Source organism: Comamonas resistens, assembly GCF_030064165.1.
In the GTDB taxonomy this organism is placed as follows: domain Bacteria; phylum Pseudomonadota; class Gammaproteobacteria; order Burkholderiales; family Burkholderiaceae_C; genus Comamonas; species Comamonas resistens.
The window spans coordinates 2575044-2593699 of sequence record NZ_CP125947.1; the positions used below are offsets into that span (position 1 = coordinate 2575044).

The following is an 18656-nucleotide window of genomic DNA, read 5'->3' on the forward strand; positions in this document are numbered from 1 at the left end:
TTGCGTGCATCCATCAGCAGGCGGGCTTGAAGGGCTTTTACTAGTTTGCATGTCAAATGCTGCTGTTATATTGCACTGCAACATAACCAAAAGCGCCCCCACTCATGCTCTATCAGATCTACGAAATGCAACGCGCAATGGTCGAGCCTTTTGCCGACTTTGCTCAGGCTGCCTCCAAGTTCTACAACAATCCCCACTCGGCCTTCAGCCAGTTGCCCATGGCTCAGCGCATGGCCGCGGGCTTCAATCTGATGTATCGCCTGGGCAAAGATTATGAAAAGCCCGAGTTCGATCTGCATAGCGTCGAAGTCAACGGCGTAGACGTCACCATTCGCGAGCGCGTGGAAGTCGACAAGCCGTTCTGCGAGCTGCGCCGCTTCAAGCGCTTTTCCGACGACCCCGAGACGCTGGATCTCATGCTCAGCCAACCCGTGGTGCTGATCGTGGCACCACTCTCGGGCCACTATGCCACCTTGCTGCGCGACACTGTTCAAAGCATGCTCGGCGGCCATAAGGTCTACATCACCGACTGGAAGAATGCCCGCACCGTCCCGCTGTCCGAGGGAGAGTTCCATCTCGACGACTATGTGAACTATGTGCAGGAATTCATACGCTATCTGCAGGGCCGTTATGGCCAATGCCATGTGGTCAGCGTCTGCCAGCCCACGGTGCCGGTGCTGGCCGCCGTGTCGTTGATGGCCAGCCGTGGCGAAAAAACGCCCTTGTCCATGACCATGATGGGCGGGCCCATCGATGCCCGCCGCTCGCCGACGGCCGTGAACAACCTGGCCGAGACCCGCAGCTACGAATGGTTCGAGAACAACGTCATTTACGAAGTACCGAACAATTACCCCGGTGCCGGCCGCCGTGTCTACCCGGGCTTTTTGCAGTACTCGGGCTTTGTGGCCATGAATCCCGACCGCCACGCCAACAGCCACTACGACTATTTCAAGGACCTGATCAAGGGCGACGAGGCCAGCGCCGAGCATCACCGCAAGTTCTACGACGAATACAACGCCGTACTCGACATGGATGCCGACTATTACCTGGAGACCATTGCCACCGTGTTCCAGGAATACAAGCTGGTCAAAGGTACATGGCAGGTCAAAAACGAGCAGGGAGAGCCTGAGCTGGTGCGCCCGCAGGACATCAAGAACTGCGCTTTGCTGACCGTTGAAGGAGAGCTGGATGACATCTCCGGCGCCGGCCAGACCCGTGCCGCCCATGATTTGTGCACCGGCATCAAGGCCGATGCACGCCAGCATATTGAAGTGCCAGGTGCCGGTCACTACGGTATCTTCAGCGGCAGCCGCTGGCGCAAGAACGTCTACCCACAGGTGCGTGACTTCATCCTCTCCCATCAGCCTGCCAGTGCAACAAAGGCCAGCGCTGCCGGCCATGTCAGCAGCATGAGCGATGACGAGTTGGAAGTCTCCAGCAAGCCCCAAGCCAGAAGCGATGTGAAAAACGGCGACAATGCCAGCTCGCCAAAAAACGCACGCCAAGCGCGCGAAAAGGTTTAAAAGCTAGAGATTTCGCATGACCTCATCAATGTCCGCAGCCTCTTCGCTTCAAGCACTGGCTGCGAACATTGATGCAGCCTTGCCCCAGACTCAGTGCACACGCTGCGGTTATCCCGACTGCGCGGCCTATGCAGGGGCAATTGCTCGTGGTGAAGCGCCTATCAATCAATGCCCTCCCGGAGGCCAGGAGGGCATTCGTCGTCTTGCCGCCATTACCCGCCAGCCCGAAATTCCACTGAGTGCAGAACATGGCGTGGAATCCTGGCGCAGCCTTGCTGTGGTCGATGAGGCCTGGTGCATAGGCTGCACGCTGTGCATCAAGGCCTGCCCTACCGATGCCATCCTGGGCGCCAACAAACGCATGCATACCGTGATCGCAGAGCACTGCACAGGCTGCGAACTGTGCATTCCCGTCTGCCCCGTGGACTGCATCGAGCTGATCAATGCCAGTGGCAGCGCAACGGGCTGGAACGCCTGGAGCACCGAACAAGCCCAGCATGCGCGTGGCCGTTATGCCCTGCACCATCAGCGAACCGGCCGCAAGGCCAATGCTCCCGTCCGCACCACGGCACAGGAGCCGGCTGCCGAAGCTGCGACTGAAAGCACGGAGCAGCCTCAATCCTCTGCTGCCATGGACAAGAAAGCCATGCTGGCCTCCATCATGGCTAAGGCCAGAGCGCAGCGCACAGAACAAAAATCATGATAAAACAGTCCTGTAACGCTTACCCAGAAAGCGCTACAAGCTATCAAAACAAGAGTTCCAAGTCTTTACTCAGACAGCCGCCAGACTCTTGTAGACGCCGCAGCCCCAATACAGCCCGTTGTGCTTGCAGACATAGGACATCTTGGTCTGCACTTTCTGTGTGCTGGGGTTGATGTAGTCGTACTCCACCCAGCCCGGGCAGGACTCCGCCTGGGCAATGATGTCGGCAATCAACTGCTCGCCTCGAATGCCAGGCACATCCTGCACGCGCACGCCGACTTTTTCGGGATTGCCACCAAAGGCCCGATATTCTCCCTGAGCGTTGAGCGCAAACACATACATATCGCGGTCGTGATAAGGCTGCAGGGGGTCGCTGATGGAGTGCAGCACCTGACTCTGGCTGTGTCCTCCATTGAGCAAGCGCAGGGCTGCATCGACCAGGGCTACCGCCTCCTCGGCCGTGCCTTGCTGCAGCCGGAACCGCTCGACCGTTCCCGACAGAGCCTGCGCACGCAACTGCAAGGCCTGGGCCTGTTGCAATGCATGGCCCACCATCTGGGCATTGTGTTGTGTGATGTCATCGATCTGGCGCACTGCATTCGTGATTTCCTGCAGGCCCGTGCTCTGGCTGCTGGCCGAATCGGACAGCACCCCCATATGGGAGACCACATCATGAATGGCACGCGTCACGCCGTTGATCTCCTGGCCCGCATCGCGCAGCAGTTGCACGCTCTGGGTCACCTGCTCCACGGTCTCGCCAATCAGCTGGCGGATTTCCTTGGCGGCTTCACCGCTGCGCTGGGCCAGAGAGCGCACCTCGCTGGCCACCACGGCAAACCCCCTGCCTTGCTCGCCCGCCCGGGCCGCTTCCACGGCAGCGTTCAGCGCCAGGATATTGGTCTGAAACGCAATACCATCAATGACACCGATGATCTCGCGCATGCGCCCGGCGTTGCGCTCTATGGATTCCACCGAATGCACGGCATGCTCCATGGCCGCTGCGCCCTGGTCCGCCGCTGCACGCACACCATGCGCCTGGGCATGTGCAGCCCGCGCCACATCCACATTGTTCTGTACGGCAGTGGTCAGTTGCTCCACGCTGACCACGGTCTGAGTCAGATTGCTGGCCTGAGCCTCGGTACGCTCGGCCAAGGCCTGGTGTTCTCCGATCAGGCTCTGTCCGGCCTGCGCCACCAGCGCCGCATTGCTGCGCACATCGGCCACCATGCCGGACAGCGCTTGCACCATGCCTTGGGTCAGATTCGCGGCATTGTCCGGAACTGCGGCCAGCCTCAGGTCACCATGCGCGACCTGCTCCAGGGCCTGTTGCAACTCCAGCCAACGCGCCTGCCAGCGCCTGTAGAACCAATGTCCCCACAGCAGCATGCCCAGACCCCAGACCGGCAACCAGCCCAGCTGCAGCCCTCGGTCCAATGGAGCCAGCATGACCAAGGGCCCTGCCAGCAGCCACGGCAGGCCTGTGAGGGCAGCCACGGGGCTAATGGCACGCGATAAACGGGGATCTCCCTTGTCTGAACTGACGATCTGTTGCTGCATGGCATATCCTCTCTTGCATCTAATCTCTTGTATGCGGTTCGGGCCGTGCAACTGCCAGCCTCCTCGCCACCTCTTTGCCTCGGTGTTTGCTTTTGCCCGCCAGCTTAAGTAACAAATTGCAATATTTCGAGACTGGGAAACCCGAAATTTCAAAAAGTTGAGCCTGCATTTGTCCATGCTCAAAGTGCATCACTTCATAATAGATGGCTATGAACCCCCTGCTTTCGCGCCTTCAGCCTTATCCGTTTGAACGTCTTCGCCAGCTGTTCGCCGGCGTGCAGCCCCCGGCCGGGGTACGTCCTATCAGCCTCGGCATCGGCGAGCCACGCCATGCCACGCCCTCATTCATTGAAAACGCCTTGAGCGCCGAGCTGCAGGGCCTGTCGGTCTACCCCGCCACCGCCGGTCTGCCTGCGCTGCGCGAAGCCTGTGCTCAATGGGCCAACCAGCGCTATGGCATAGAACTGGATGCAGCCACCCAGGTACTACCCGTCAACGGCTCGCGTGAAGCCCTGTTTGCCTTCACTCAGGTGGTGGTTGACAACACCAGGGCTGGTGCCCGTGTCATCTGTCCCAATCCCTTCTACCAGATCTACGAAGGCGCGACCCTGCTGGCCGGTGCCACGCCCTATTACGCGGCCAGCGATGCCTCGCGCAACTTTGCCGTGAACTGGGATGCCGTACCCGAAGACGTGTGGCAGAACACACAGATGATTTTTGTCTGCTCACCGGGCAACCCCACGGGCGCCGTGATGCCACTGCCCGAATGGGAAAAGCTGTTTGCCCTATCCGACAAGCATGGCTTTGTGATTGCCAGCGACGAGTGCTACAGCGAGATCTACTTCCAGGAAGAAGCTCCGCTAGGCGGCCTGGAAGCGGCCAAGAAGCTGGGCCGCCATGACTTCAAGAATCTGGTGATGTTCACCAGCCTGTCCAAGCGCAGCAATGTGCCCGGTCTGCGCAGCGGCTTTGTGGCAGGCGACGCGGCCTTGCTCAAATCCTTCCTGCTCTACCGCACCTACCACGGCGGCGCCATGAGCCCCGTGGTGCAGACCGCATCGATTGCTGCCTGGGGCGATGAAGCCCATGTGGTCGAGAACCGCCGCCTGTACCGCGAAAAATTTGCGCAGGTTACGCCTGTGCTCTCCCAGGTCATGGACGTCAAGCTGCCCGATGCCAGCTTCTACCTGTGGGCTGGAATTCCCCCACAATTGCAGATGGATGACGCGCAGTTCGCCAAAGAGCTGTATGCTCATACAGGTGTTACCGTGCTGCCCGGCAGCTATCTGGCGCGTGAGGCTCAAGGCTTTAACCCTGGGGTCAACCGCGTGCGCATGGCGCTGGTGGCCGAAACCGCAGAATGCCTGGAGGCTGCGCAACGTATCGCCCAGTTCATCGAGTCGCGCACCCGCTGATACCGACCCAAGGCCTGCCCCCGCAGGCCTTTTTTGACCCAAGCTTGCTGATCCGAGCTTTCCCTGCCGCTTTACTTCAACCTTTCGATCTTTGACCGAAAACATCATGACGCAACAACTGCAATCCATCATCGACAACGCCTGGGACAACCGTGCCAATCTCTCGCCCTCCGCTGCCCCCAAGGAAGTGGTGGATGCCGTGGAGCATGTGATTGCCGAACTCAACGACGGCAAGCTGCGCGTGGCCAGCCGCGCCGGCGTGGGCCAGTGGACCGTGCACCAGTGGCTCAAGAAAGCCGTGCTGCTGTCCTTCCGTCTCAAGGACAACGCCCTGATCAACGGTGGCGCGCTGAACTTCTTTGACAAGGTGCCCACCAAGTTCGAAGGCATGAGCGAAGCCGAGATCGCCGCCACCGGCGTGCGCGTGGTGCCTCCTGCCGTGGCCCGCCGCGGCTCCTTCATTGCCAAGGGCGCCATCCTCATGCCCTCCTACGTGAACATCGGCGCCTATGTGGACGAAGGCACCATGGTCGACACCTGGGCCACCGTGGGCTCCTGCGCTCAAGTGGGCAAGAACGTCCACCTGTCGGGCGGCGTGGGCCTGGGCGGCGTGCTCGAGCCCCTGCAAGCCAACCCCACCATCATTGAAGACAACTGCTTCATCGGCGCCCGCTCCGAGGTGGTCGAAGGCGTGATCGTCGAGGAAAACTCCGTGCTGGGCATGGGCGTGTACATCGGCCAGTCCACTCCTCTGTTCAACCGCGAAACCGGCGAAATCACATACGGTCGCGTGCCCAGCGGCTCGGTGGTGGTCAGCGGCAACATCCCCAAGCAGACCAAGGATGGCAAGGACTACAGCATGTACGCCGCCATCATCGTCAAGCGCGTGGATGCCCAGACCCGCTCCAAGACCAGCATCAACGACCTGCTGCGCGACTGATGCGTACATGGGCAGCAGCGGTTTTCGCTGCTGCTTTCCCATCAGCAACACTCAAGCCTACCCGCCCTCAAGGCGCGCAGGCTTTTTTCATCGCCGAGCCGCCTCAAGATCAGAACACCCCTCACGGAGGGCCTGCGACCACGCGCAGCGGGGAGCATGGAGTGCCATTTTTCTTGCGCAAGATCTGACGCAAGCCATGGTTCAGCGCTCTGTCTAGCGCTGTCTAGCGCTGACAGGCGCTAACATGGGTGCCGAGAGGCTTAATGGGATTCGAATGAGCAATATGGAAAAAATTCTGCGTCTGATGGCCGAGAAAAAGGCTTCGGACATTTATCTGTCGGCCCGTGCCCCCGTGCTGATCAAGATCAATGGCATCTGCGTCCCCATCAACCAGCAGGAATTGCCGCCCGAAGCACCGCTGGCCCTGCTGTCTGAAGTCGTCAGCCCCAAGGCCATCGAAGAGCTCAAGCAAACGGGTGAACTCAATATCGCCATCCCGCTGAGCGGACTTGGCCGCTTTCGTATCAGCGCCATGCGCCAGCGTGGCAGCTATGCGGTGGTGGTGCGTTACATCTCCCAGCAGATTCCCAAGCGCGACACACTGAACCTGCCGCCCGTGCTCAGCAATCTGGTCATGGAAAAGCGCGGCCTGGTGCTGGTGGTGGGCGCCACGGGATCGGGCAAGAGCACCTCGCTGGCCTCCATGATCGATGAGCGCAATGAAAAGCTCAGCGGCCACATTCTGACGGTGGAAGATCCCATCGAATTCCAGTTCCGCAGCAAGCGCTCCATCGTCAACCAGCGCGAGGTGGGCACCGATACCGAGTCCCTGCAGGTCGCCCTCAAGAATGCTCTGCGCCAGGCACCGGACGTGATTCTGATCGGCGAAATCCGTGACCGCGAAACCATGTCTGCCGCTCTGGCCTATGCCCAGTCCGGCCATCTGTGCCTGGCCACGCTGCACGCCAACAACAGCTACCACACGCTCAACCGCATCCTGTCCTTCTTCCCCGAGGAGGTTCGGCCCAGCATGCTGGGCGAGCTGGCAGCCTCGCTCAAGGCCGTGATCTCCCAGCGTCTGGTGCGCAGCGTCGACGGCACACGCGTGCCGGCCGTGGAAGTCATGCTCAACACCAAACTCATCAGCGACATGATCTTGCGCGGCGACTTTGGCGGCGTGAAGGAATCCATGGAGAAATCCATGGCCGAAGGCTCTCAAACTTTTGAAGAAGCCCTGGCCGCGTTGGTGCGCAATGGCACAATTGAGCGCAGTGAAGCGCTGGCCTATGCCGACTCGCCCACCAATCTGATGTGGCGTATGGATAATGACCTCAGCCATGCCAACGCCAAGCGTGCACCCGAAGTGACCGATGTGCTGCTGCCCGGTGAAGACGATATGCCGTCGTTCACCGAAATCACCCTTGATGTCAGACCTGCCTGAGTCCGCTGCATCTGCGGCTCCGGCAATGCCCTAGTTGAAACCTTCCCCCTCATGTCCCGCACTCTGCAACTGACCGAGCAGCTCATCAGCCTGCCCTCCGTCACCCCTGAAGACGCTGGCTGCCTTGAGCTGCTGGCCGATGCCCTGACCCCCATGGGCTTTGCCTGCGAACGGCTGGACAGCGGTCCGGAAGACTTCCGCGTCCGCAACCTTTGGGCAAAACGCCCTGTAGCCCAGGCTGCATCCGCGCAAGCCGCTATCAAATCCGATAGACCCGTGCTGGTCTTCGCCGGGCATACCGATGTGGTACCGCCCGGCCCGCTCAAGGAGTGGAGCAGCCCGCCTTTTGTGCCCATGCACCGGGACGGCAAGCTCTACGGGCGTGGCGCCAGCGATATGAAAACCTCCATCGCGGCCTTTGTCGTGGCGGTGGAAGAGTTTCTGCAAACCACGCCCGAGCCCGCTTTCGATATTGCCTTTTTGCTGACCAGCGATGAGGAAGGCCCCTCCATCGACGGCACCAAGATCGTGGTCGAAACCTTCAAAAAGCGCGGCGAGCGCCTGGACTGGTGCATCGTGGGCGAGCCCACCTCGGTCGAACGCACGGGCGACATGATCAAGAACGGGCGCCGCGGCACCATGAGCGGCAAGCTCACCGTCAACGGCATACAAGGCCATATTGCCTACCCTCAGCTGGCGCGCAACCCCATTCATGAAGCCCTGCCCGCACTGACCGAGCTGGCGGCCACCGTCTGGGATCGCGGCAATGACTTTTTCCCCCCCACCAGCTGGCAGATCAGCAATATCCACGGCGGCACGGGAGCAAGCAATGTCATCCCCGGCCATGTGGTGGTCGACTTCAACTTCCGTTTCTGCACCGAATCCAGCTCGGAGTCGCTGCAAAAGCGCGTGCACGAGGTGCTGGACCGTCACGGCCTCGAATACTCACTGGTCTGGACCATTGGCGGCCAACCCTTTCTGACCACACCTGGCATTCTGGTCGGCGCGGTGCAGGCCGCCATCAAGGACGAAACCGGACTCGATACCGAACTGTCCACCACGGGCGGCACCAGCGACGGCCGTTTCATCGCCCAGATCTGCCCCGAGGTGATAGAGCTCGGCCCGCCCAACGCCAGCATCCACAAGATCGACGAACACATCGCCGTGGCCGATATCGAGCCTTTGAAAAACATTTACCGCAAGACGCTGGAGCAACTCCAGCGCCAGCAAACGACAGTCACGACTGCAGCATGAACGCAAGCCATCCCCATGCCGTCAGCGGCAACACCATCGCCGAACTGATTGCCAGCGGCGCTCAGGCGCTGACCCAGGCCCAGGTCGCTTTTGGCCATGGCACGGCCACCGCCGAAGACGAGGCCGCCTGGCTGGTTCTGTGGAAGCTGGGTCTGCCCCTGGACAGCGAACTCACGCCTGGCGCACCAGATTCCGTATCAAATCAGCCTGTAACGCAATCCAGCCAAGCGCAAGTAGCTACTCTTTTTGAAGAACGCATCCGTACGCGCAAGCCCGCCGCCTATCTGACGAATGAAGCCTGGCTGGTTGGCGTGCCCTTCTATATCGACGAACGCTCCATCGTGCCGCGCAGCTTTATCGCCGAGCTGCTGGCCGACGGCAGCATCGACGACTGGCTCTCGGACCAGACCACGCAGGTGCTGGACCTCTGTACCGGCAATGGCTCTTTGGCCTGCCTGGCTGCCATGGCCTATCCCGAGGTACAGGTCACCGGCGCCGACCTCTCGCCCGACGCCCTGGCCGTGGCCCGCATCAACGTCGACAAGCACGGCCTGCAGGAGCGGGTGCGCCTGCTGGAAAGCAACGGCATGACCCAAGTGCCCGGCCCCTGGGATCTGGTGCTGTGCAACCCGCCCTATGTGAACGCCGACAGCATGCGCAAGCTGCCTGCCGAATACCTGGCAGAGCCCGAGCTGGCTCTGGCTGGCGGTGAGGATGGCATGGATTTCATCCGCCAATTGCTTGCAGACCTGCCATCACGCCTGAACAAGGACGCGGTGGTGATACTGGAAATCGGCAACGAAAAGCCATTTTTCGAGGCGGCCTTCCCCGATCTGCCCGTGTTCTGGCTGGATACCAGTTCCGGCGACGAGCAGGTGCTGCTGATTACGGAGGAGACGCTACGCCAATGGTCCGAGGGCCATACGGCGGGGCTGAAGCTTTAACCAGGCACAGCAAGCATGTACAAGGCGCAGGGCCTCAAAAGCCTTGTGCCTTTTTCTTTGGACATCGCAGGCAATCAAAGCCAAGGCCCGGGAAACCGGGCCTTGAACGATTGGGGTGCCCTGTACTCAGTAGGACATCATGTGCGTGGCGATTCTTGAGATCGGCGTACGAATCAGCCCTTCCACCTTGGACGGCAGCAGCATGGGCTTGAGCAGCATGCGCACGGCCAGATCGGCGGGCAGGCGACGGCTCACGAGCTCATAGATATGCCTGGCCATATCGTCAAACGTGGTGGCGCTATCGGCGAAATAGCGCCCCTTGTGCGCCCAGACATGGCGCAGAGCAATATCGGAGTCGCTCTCGCGCAATTCCTTGAGGCGTCCGTACAAGGCCTTGGCAATGCGGGCTCGCCCCACCGGAGATTCGTCCTGCAATTCCTTGAAGTACTTGAGAAAGTGCTTGAAGTGGCTGACCTCGTCGTTGCGGATATTGCCCAGCAACTGACTCAGCACCGGCTCGCCACTGAGTTCACGCAGCGTGTGATAGTAGGCCGTGGTGCCGGTTTCCACCACGCAGCGAGCCACCATTTCCAGGCGCTGGTCGGGATAGAGTTCCTCCATGGTGCAGATCTTGGAATACTCGGCAAAAAAGCTGTCATAGGCCTGCTGCCATGGAAAATCGGGCCAGACCGTTTCCACATAGGCACGCAAGGCGCGGCCATGCTGCAACTCCTCGGCCTCCCAATGCTCCTTGAGCCAAGTGGCGATTTCCGGGTAAGCGGCATAGTGCTCGGCCAGATTGGAGGCATAGGTATCCGAGCCGGTCTCGATGAAGGACGCGCTCATCAGCAGAAAGAACAGGTCTTCGTTGTGCTCTATGGCGCTGCGATCGATGGCAGAGAAGTCTATGTCTTCAATGCGCCAATGGGCAGAGCCGTTTCTGCCTTGGGTGGTTGGATGTGAAGAGAGGGACACGTGTTGCTGCATCAGTTGTAGGACCGACATATCGGATCTATCGGGCTTCAAACGTCAAGATACGTCATCTTGTATATGGTTAGCCCGGGAAGCATGTCAGAGTACACCGACATTACAGGAAGCTAACAATTCTTCAAATACCCTGTCACAGGATTTCGAGACGACTTTTTGAGTTGAAAGCATGGATTTACGCGCTCTTCGCTATTTCATCACAGTGCTGGAGGCAGGCTCGCTCTCGCGCGCCGCACACTCGCTGTATGTGGCCCAGCCTGCGCTGACGGCGCAGATCAAGAAGCTCGAAGCCGAGCTGGGCGCGCAATTGCTGGAGCGCACCCATGCCGGCGTCACGGCCACGCCCGCAGGCACCCAGCTCTACGAGGATGCACGCCGCCTGCTCTCCGATGCCGATGCCATGTGCGAGCGCATACAGCGTCTGCCCATGGGGCCCGAAGGTTCGGTCAGCATTGCCATGCCGTTTTTGCTGACCGGCTTGCTCATGGGCCCGGTGATCGCCAGCCTGCGCCAAAGCCACCCGCGCATACGCGTGTTTGTGCTCGATGACTCCAGCCTGATGGTGCAAAAAGCCATGCTGGAGCGCCGGGCTGACCTGGGCATTCTGGTCGATACCGCCAGCCTGCAAGATCTGCAGGTACAGCCTTTGGCCACCGAGCCCATTTATTTCTGCGGCCATGACGCACAGGGCGAGGTCGCCCCCCTGCTCTACCAAGGCAGTACGGAGGAAAAAACGCCCTGCCTGGACTTTTCCCATGCCACGGCCCAGCCCCTGGTGCTGCAATCACGGCGCTTTTCCATACGCCAGACTGTGGAGCAGGCCGCCAGCGATCTGCAACTGAGCCTGAACATCGTGCATGAGCATGACTCGGCCCGGGTCATACGCTCGCTCTATCAGTGCGGCGCAGGCTTTACCTTTACGCCCTCCTGCTCTCTGGCCGAAAGTCCGCAGCCACAGGCCGCGCATTCGCAGTGGATCGTGGCCCGGGTCTGCCAGCCCGATCTGCAGCGTCACTACCACCTGGCACGCCAACCTGGGCGCAGCCAGGATGCCGCCGTGAATGTGGTTCAACACGCTTTGCTTGAACATGCCCAGACTCTGATTGCCCAAGGTCACTGGCAAGCGCAGTGGCTCTACCAAGCACCATGAATCTGCAGCGGCATCATCCATCCTGCCCGGGATTAACCCGCAGCCTCCAACACCAGTGCTAGCCAGGCATCACGCAAGCCATTGATTTTCATAGTCATCAAAAAGATTGATCGCCATAAATCATCAAACGGTATTTCCTTGAACCGCACCACTTTGGGACAGTGGACCCAGACACCGCAGACCAATAGGCATTGGTTCCATGCGGATCGGTTTCAACAAGGACTTGCCCATGCCCACTGTTTTGCCCACGGCCAGCACGCCAGGCGCTCTGATTCCCAATGTCGGCGCTCTCGTTGCCCGCTGCTGCCGTCTGTATGCCCACCATCTGGCGGTGACCAGCGCCAGCCAGAACCTCACTTACGCGGCGCTGGAGCAGCGCAGCAACCGTCTGGCCAACGCGCTGCTGGCCCAGGGCCTCAAGCGCGGAGACCGCGTGGGCATCTATCTGCCCAACTGCACCGAAATCGTCGAGATCGAGCTGGCCTGCTACAAGGCCGGTCTGGTCAAGGCGCCGTTCAACGCCCGCCTCTCGCCGCGTGAAGTCGTCGAGATTGCCGACAACAGCGATGCCGCCCTCATCGTCACCACGGCGGAGCGTGCCGAGAGCTTTCGCGCCCAGCTGCGCAACCCGCAGGTTCAGCTAGTGGAGCTGGGTAGTAATGAAAACCATAGCTACGAGCGTTTACTGCAAAAGGCTTCCGACCATTTTTCGGCGGTAGAGGTCCATGAGCATGAGGTGGCCGTGCTGCATTACACCTCGGGCTCCTCGGGCACGCTCAAGGCCGCCATGCAGACCTTTGGCAACCGCCTGGCCCAGTTGCGCAAGTTCCTGATGCGCGGCGAAGGCATGCAGGCCGGCCATACGCTGGGCCTGGTAGGGCCGGTCACCCATGCCTCCGGCATGCAGATGATGCCGGCTCTGTGTACGGGTGCCACCATCCACCTGTTCAGCAGCTTCGAGCCCGCGCGCTTTCTGCAGGACATGCGCAGCCTGCATGTGACCCACACCTTCATGGTGCCGACCATGATCAATATGCTGCTGGCGGAGACAGCGGGACGGTATCGTCCCCTGCCCGATCTGCTGCGCCTGGGCTATGGCGCCGCTCCCATGGCTCCGGCCCGCATTCTGCAGGCCATGGATGTGTTCGGCCCTGTCCTCAGTCAGGGCTATGGCGCGGGCGAGACCACTTCGGGCGTCTGCGCACTCACCGTTCACGACCATCTCTATGCCCGCGCCGCCAGGCCCGAGCTGCTGGCCTCCTGCGGGCGGCCGTTTCTCGAATCCTGCGTGGAAGTGGTGGACGACGAAGGCCAGAGCGTTCCCCAGGGCGAGGTGGGCGAGATCGTGGTCAGCGGTGCCGATGTATTCGCCGGTTACTGGCGTGCCCCCGAGCTGACGGCCGAGGTGCTGAAAAACGGCCGCTATCACACCGGCGACCTGGCCCATGTGGACGAGCAAGGCTTTGTCTACATCGTGGATCGCAAGAAGGACATGGTGATTTCGGGCGGCTTCAATGTCTATCCCTCGGAGGTCGAGGCCGTGCTCTACGAACACAGCGCCGTGCAGGATGCCTGTGTGTTCTCCATCCCCGATGAAAAGTGGGGCGAAGCCGTGGCCGCCCACATCGTTCTCAAACAGGGACAGTCAGCGGATGACGAAGCCATCAACCGCTTTTGCGCCGAGCGCCTGGGTGGCTTCAAACGCCCCCGCCATATCGAGTTTGTGCAGCAACTGCCCAAGAACCCCAACGGCAAGGTGATGCGCAAAACCGTGCAAGCACCGTACTGGGCCAATCACAGCCGAAAGGTCAACTGAAATGAATGCCAAGGACAGAATGCAAACCGCCATCCCGCTCGACTCCTGCCTGCTTGAAACACCATTTGAAGGCTCACCACGTGCCGCCCAGCTGATCGCCGCGCTGCAGGATTTCTTGCACGGCGAATTGGCCGAACTGGCGCAACAGCACGGCATCAACCATGAAAACAGCGCCAGCAAGGATTTGCTGCGCCAGGTCTGGAAACGCTCGCATGCACTGGGTTTCTATGGTATGACGCTGCCCCAGGCCATGGGCGGCGAGGAGCTCTCGGTGCTGGACCAGGTGCTGATCAAGGAAGCCATCTATGCCAGCGGCTCGCCGTTCGCCCCCCATGTGCTGGGCGAGCTCAGCGGCCCGCCGCGCATAGGGTCTCTGGTGCGCAAGGCCACGCCGCTGCAGATGGAGCAGTTCATCCTGCCTGTGGCGCGTGCCGAAAAATCCATCTGCTTTGCCTTGACGGAAGCGCAGGCTGGATCCGATGCAGGAGCTCTCGAAACCAGAGCAGTTCTGGAGGGCGAGCATTACGTGCTGACAGGCCATAAGCGCTTTATCTCCGGCTCGCCGTTTGCGGACTTTGCCGTGCTCATGGCCTCCACCGCCCCTGAGGGTAGTGCCGAGCGGGAAATCAGCGCCTTCTTCGTGGACCTCGCAGCGCCCGGCGTGGAAGTGGTCAGCGGCTACAAGACCATGGCCGGGCAGTCCCATACCGGCGATATCCATCTGAACGCCGTGCGTGTGCCAGTCGCCCAGCTGATTGGCGAGCCCGGGCGCGGCCTGGGCCTGGCGCTGGGACGCATTACCGTCAACCGCTTGCTGCATTGCCCGGCCATGGTCGGTCTGGCCCAATGTGCGCTGCGCGACGCCCGCGACTATGCGCTGGGCCGCCAGCAGTTTGGCCGCAGCATTGCGCAGTTCCAGTCCATACAGCACATGCTGGCCGATATGGCCACCGACTGGATGGCCGCACGGGCCCTGATGATCCAGACCGCCCGGGCGCTGGACGCCGGTATCGATGCCCGTGCCCAGGCTTCAATGAGCAAGCTCTTCTGCTCTGAAAAAGCCTTTGCCATTGCCGACCGCGCCGTGCAGATCCACGGCGGCGAAGGCATTGTCCACGGCCGCCGCGTGGAGTTTCTGTTCCGCCTGCTGCGCATGTACCGCGTGCTGACCGGCACCAGCGAAATCCAGCGCAACACCATTGCCAAAGAGCTGCTTCAGCCCTGATGCAGCAAGCCCAAGCAGCTATCCAAACAGGAGACAGACAATGATGAATCTGCCCTTGAACACCTCTCTTTGCAGCAGTGATCGCCGCCAGTGGCTGCGCATGGCCGTCGCCAGCCTGGGCGCTGCCGGCCTGCCGGCCATGGGCCAGGCCTGGCCCAGCCGCCCGATCAAATGGGTTGTGCCCTATATGGCTGGCACCGGGCCCGACAACGCCGCGCGCATCGTGGCCGAAGCCTTGGGGCAGCACCTGGGGCAGCCCGTGATCATCGAAAACCGCCCCGGCGCAGGTGGCAACATCGGCGCACGCCAGGTGGCCCGGTCTGCCGCTGACGGCTACACGCTGATGTACTCGGGCTCGCCCATGGCTGCGGCCATGCGCATGTATAAAAATCCAGGGTTTGAGGTGTTCAAGGATTTCAACCACGTGATGGGCATGTCCCGCTCGGACATCTTGCTGGTCGTGCACCCCAGCTCGGGCATACGCAGCGTGGCCGATCTGCTGGCAGCCAGCAAGTCTCGCGATATCGACTACGCCTCGGGCGGCGTGGGCACGCCTTCACATCTGGGCGTTGAGTTGCTCCTATCCGCCTTGAAAACCAAGGCCACGCATGTTCCCTACAAGGGCGCATCCGACTTGGTCAACGCTGTATTGGGCCAGCAGGTCGTCTTTGGCGCACCGATCTTCTCTGTCGCCTATCCCCATGTGCAGGCGGGCAAGCTCATCCCCCTGGCCGTAGCTGGCGAGCAACGCAACGACAAGCTGCCTCAGGTCCCCACGCTGGACGAGGCTGGAGTGAAGAATGTGCACCTGAGTTCCTGGGGCGGCGTGTCCGTACCAAAGGACACGCCAGAAGACATCGTCACCAAGCTGCGCAACGCGATGGAAGCCGTGCTGAGCCAGCCCAAAGTGCGCCAGACACTGGAGATGGACGGCGGCAAGGTGCAAGTGCTGGACTCGGCCACCTATACCCAAGCCTTCGAGCAGGAGCTGAAATTCACCGAAACCATGATGAAGCGCGTAGGCCTTCAAGCGGTATAAAAAACTCAGGCCCCCCCGAGATGACCGGGGCACCGCTTTTGCCCGCCCATTCCCGCAAGCGCCGGAGTCTGCCGGCATTCGCGGATAATCGGCCCCAGTCATGATCAGCCTCAAGAACATCACGCTGCGCCGCGGCACCAAAGTCCTGCTCGACCAAGTCAGCACCACCATCAACCCAGGAGAGTCCGTCGGCCTTGTCGGCCGCAACGGTGCGGGCAAGTCCAGCCTGTTTGCCCTGCTCAATGGCAGCATCAGCGAAGACGGCGGTGATTTCTTCATCCCTCCTCAGTGGCGTATGGCCCAGGTGGCCCAGCACATGCCGGAAACCGACGAATCTGCCACCCGGTTCGTCCTCGATGGCGACACGCGCCTGGCCGAGCTGAATGCCAAGTTGGCCGCCGCCGAAGCCTCCGGCGATGGCATGGAAATCGCACAAGCCTATGTGGATCTGGCCGATGCCGGTGCACATGATGCCGAATCGCGCGCGCAAGCCCTGATTCTGGGTCTGGGCTTCAAGGTCTCCGAGCTCGATCACCCGGTCAACAGCTTCTCGGGCGGCTGGCGCATGCGTCTGCAACTGGCCCGTGCACTGATGGCCCCCAGCGATCTGCTGCTGCTGGACGAACCCACCAACCACCTGGACCTGGATGCCCTGGTCTGGCTGGAGGCCTGGCTCAAGCGCTATAGCGGCACGATGATCGTCATCAGCCATGACCGCGAATTTCTGGACGCCATCACCAACGTCACACTGCAGATTCAGGGTGGGCAGATCAACCGCTACGGCGGCAATTACTCGCGCTTTGAAGAGCTGCGCGCCCAGCAGCTGGAGCTGCAGGCGGCAAGCTTTGCCAAGCAGCAGGAAAAAATGGCTCACCTGCAGAAGTTCATTGACCGCTTCAAGGCCAAGGCCAGCAAGGCCAAGCAGGCGCAAAGCCGGGTCAAGCAGCTCGAGCGCATGGAAAAGATCGGACCGGTGCTGGCCGAAGCCGAGTTCACCTTTGAATTCAAGGAGCCCGCCAATCTCCCCAACCCGATGCTGGCGATTACCGATGCCAGCTTCGGTTATGAGGACGAAGACGGCAGGCAGACCACCATCCTGCGCGGCGTAAACCGCTCCGTGCTGGCAGGCCAGCGCATCGGCATTCTGGGAGCCAACGGCCAGGGCAAATCGACCCTGGTCAAGACCATCGCCCGCGAGATGAAGGCACTGGCAGGCACCGTCACCGAAGGCAAGGGCCTCAATATCGGGTACTTTGCCCAGCAGGAACTGGACGTGCTGCGCCCCAACGAGAACCCGCTGGAGCACATGGCACGTCTGGCCAGGGAACTCGGCGCTGCCGCCCCTGCCGCCAGCCGCGAGCAGGATTTGCGCAACTGGCTGGGCACCTTCAACTTCAGCGGCGACATGGTCAAACAATCCGTGGGCAGCATGAGCGGCGGCGAAAAAGCCCGTCTGGTGCTGGCCATGATCGTCTGGCAACGCCCCAATCTACTGCTGCTGGACGAGCCCACCAACCACCTGGACCTGGCCACGCGCGAAGCGCTGGCCATAGCGCTCAACGACTTCGACGGCACCGTGATGCTGGTCTCCCATGACCGTCACCTGCTGCGTGCCGTATGTGAAGACTTCTGGATGGTGGGCCGCGGCGTCGTCGGCCCCTTCGATGGCGACCTGGACGATTACCAGCGCTATCTGCTGGACGAATCCAAGCGCCTGCGTGAAGAAGCACGCAACGCCGAACAGCAGCCAGCGGTGCAAACACCGGTAGATTTGACACCAAATACGCCTCTAGCCCCTGCTGCACAAGCGCCAGAAGCTCCGAAAATAGAAACATTCACCGACGCCGTGGCTGACCCCAAGGAAGCCCGTCGCCTGGCCGCCGCAGCTCGCCAGCAACTGGCCGAGAAGACCAAGCCCTTCAAAAAAGAGCTGGAACAGATCGACAAGACGCTGCCCAAGCTCAATGTCCAGCGCAGTGCGCTGGAAGAAAAGCTGGCCACGCCCGGCCTGTCCGGTGGCGATATCGTTGAAGCCGGCAAGCAACTGAGTGCCGTCAACGCTGAAATCGAACAGCTGGAGGAGCGCTGGCTGGAGCTTTCCGAGCAAGTCGAGTCAATTTCAGCCCAAGTCTGACAGCTCTAAAAATCAGTTGAGATCGGCGGCTAACTCATGCCAATCATGCATTAGCCGCTCCTGTTTTTGAATATTTAGAACAGCTAAACGCAACATCGGAACACCTGGCTTGCATTTTTTTGCGGTTTTGATTCAGCTTTCCGTCAACCTGCGGTAATCCCCAGGCGTTGAACACGCAAAGGAGTGAACTGCAATGACCAACACTGTTATCGACACCGCCAACGCCCTGCCCCATCAGGCCGCCGCCATGTCCCTGATGGCTTGGCCCTGGGACGAGCGCGACCGCAAGCGTGCACCGGCCTACGCAGCCTGATTCACCACTGTATAAACGATCAGCTAAAAAATATTCAAAAGCTGTCAACGAGCTGAACTGCTCAGGCGTTGAACAGACAAACAGGAGAGATTTCCCCATGCAAACGACTTTCATCATGTCCATCTGGCCCGAAGACGAACGCGATCGCAAGCGCTAAGCGCTCGCAGGCAATACCGCCAAGCCGGTATTGCAGCCAGGTGCCCCGGCAGCAAGGC

General features: G+C 60.8%; 14 protein-coding genes. 12 read left to right on the plus strand and 2 right to left on the minus strand.

Annotated elements, in window-relative coordinates; genetic code table 11:
- Positions 1 to 104 precede the first annotated feature (104 nt).
- Positions 105 to 1523: a polyhydroxyalkanoate depolymerase gene (locus tag QMY55_RS11990; RefSeq protein ID WP_283488810.1), complete on the plus strand. Its 1419-nt coding sequence runs from the start codon at positions 105 to 107 to the stop codon at positions 1521 to 1523.
- A gap of 28 nt (positions 1524 to 1551) precedes the next feature.
- Entirely contained in the window at positions 1552 to 2226 is a 675-nt protein-coding gene (gene rsxB, locus QMY55_RS11995; RefSeq protein ID WP_283488939.1) for an electron transport complex subunit RsxB, read from the plus strand.
- Between the two features lie 69 nt (positions 2227 to 2295).
- Here the strand turns inward: rsxB and QMY55_RS12000 are convergent, their stop codons facing one another.
- Positions 2296 to 3783 (minus strand): methyl-accepting chemotaxis protein, encoded by a 1488-nt coding sequence (locus QMY55_RS12000; RefSeq protein WP_283488811.1) that lies wholly within the window; start codon positions 3781 to 3783, stop codon positions 2296 to 2298.
- Positions 3784 to 3992: 209 nt separating this feature from the next.
- Here QMY55_RS12000 and dapC point away from each other — a divergent pair, with 209 nt between their 5' ends.
- The 5 genes from dapC to prmB all read left to right on the plus strand — a co-directional run bounded on the left by dapC (position 3993) and on the right by prmB (position 9777).
- On the plus strand, positions 3993 to 5198 hold the full coding sequence (gene dapC / locus QMY55_RS12005; RefSeq protein ID WP_283488812.1) for a succinyldiaminopimelate transaminase: 1206 nt from the start codon (positions 3993 to 3995) through the stop codon (positions 5196 to 5198).
- A gap of 106 nt (positions 5199 to 5304) precedes the next feature.
- Positions 5305 to 6138, plus strand: coding sequence for a 2,3,4,5-tetrahydropyridine-2,6-dicarboxylate N-succinyltransferase (gene dapD / locus QMY55_RS12010; protein WP_283488813.1), 834 nt, complete (start codon positions 5305 to 5307; stop codon positions 6136 to 6138).
- Between the two features lie 274 nt (positions 6139 to 6412).
- The gene (locus QMY55_RS12015) at positions 6413 to 7579 is read left to right on the plus strand and encodes a PilT/PilU family type 4a pilus ATPase (RefSeq protein WP_283488814.1); all 1167 of its coding nucleotides are present in this window, start codon (positions 6413 to 6415) and stop codon (positions 7577 to 7579) included.
- A gap of 51 nt (positions 7580 to 7630) precedes the next feature.
- Positions 7631 to 8833 (plus strand): succinyl-diaminopimelate desuccinylase, encoded by a 1203-nt coding sequence (dapE, locus tag QMY55_RS12020; protein ID WP_283488815.1) that lies wholly within the window; start codon positions 7631 to 7633, stop codon positions 8831 to 8833.
- Positions 8830 to 9777: a 50S ribosomal protein L3 N(5)-glutamine methyltransferase gene (gene prmB / locus QMY55_RS12025; RefSeq protein WP_283488816.1), complete on the plus strand. Its 948-nt coding sequence runs from the start codon at positions 8830 to 8832 to the stop codon at positions 9775 to 9777. Before dapE ends, prmB begins: the two co-directional genes overlap by 4 nt.
- A gap of 126 nt (positions 9778 to 9903) precedes the next feature.
- Here prmB and QMY55_RS12030 read toward each other — a convergent pair whose 3' ends face one another.
- Complete coding sequence (locus QMY55_RS12030; RefSeq protein WP_283488940.1) at positions 9904 to 10764, minus strand: ferritin-like domain-containing protein; 861 nt, start codon at positions 10762 to 10764, stop codon at positions 9904 to 9906.
- Positions 10765 to 10933: 169 nt separating this feature from the next.
- On the opposite strand from QMY55_RS12030, the gene QMY55_RS12035 reads away from it, so the two are divergent.
- The 5 genes from QMY55_RS12035 (at position 10934) to QMY55_RS12055 (ending at position 18128) form a co-directional block, all read left to right on the plus strand.
- The gene (locus QMY55_RS12035; protein WP_283488817.1) at positions 10934 to 11914 is read left to right on the plus strand and encodes a LysR family transcriptional regulator; all 981 of its coding nucleotides are present in this window, start codon (positions 10934 to 10936) and stop codon (positions 11912 to 11914) included.
- Positions 11915 to 12143: 229 nt separating this feature from the next.
- On the plus strand, positions 12144 to 13730 hold the full coding sequence (locus QMY55_RS12040; protein WP_283488818.1) for a class I adenylate-forming enzyme family protein: 1587 nt from the start codon (positions 12144 to 12146) through the stop codon (positions 13728 to 13730).
- Between the two features lies 1 nt (position 13731).
- Positions 13732 to 14955 (plus strand): acyl-CoA dehydrogenase family protein, encoded by a 1224-nt coding sequence (locus QMY55_RS12045; RefSeq protein WP_283488819.1) that lies wholly within the window; start codon positions 13732 to 13734, stop codon positions 14953 to 14955.
- Positions 14956 to 14995: 40 nt separating this feature from the next.
- Positions 14996 to 15994 (plus strand): Bug family tripartite tricarboxylate transporter substrate binding protein, encoded by a 999-nt coding sequence (locus QMY55_RS12050; RefSeq protein ID WP_283488820.1) that lies wholly within the window; start codon positions 14996 to 14998, stop codon positions 15992 to 15994.
- Positions 15995 to 16094: 100 nt separating this feature from the next.
- The gene (locus tag QMY55_RS12055) at positions 16095 to 18128 is read left to right on the plus strand and encodes an ABC-F family ATP-binding cassette domain-containing protein (RefSeq protein WP_283488821.1); all 2034 of its coding nucleotides are present in this window, start codon (positions 16095 to 16097) and stop codon (positions 18126 to 18128) included.
- Positions 18129 to 18656 lie beyond the last annotated feature (528 nt).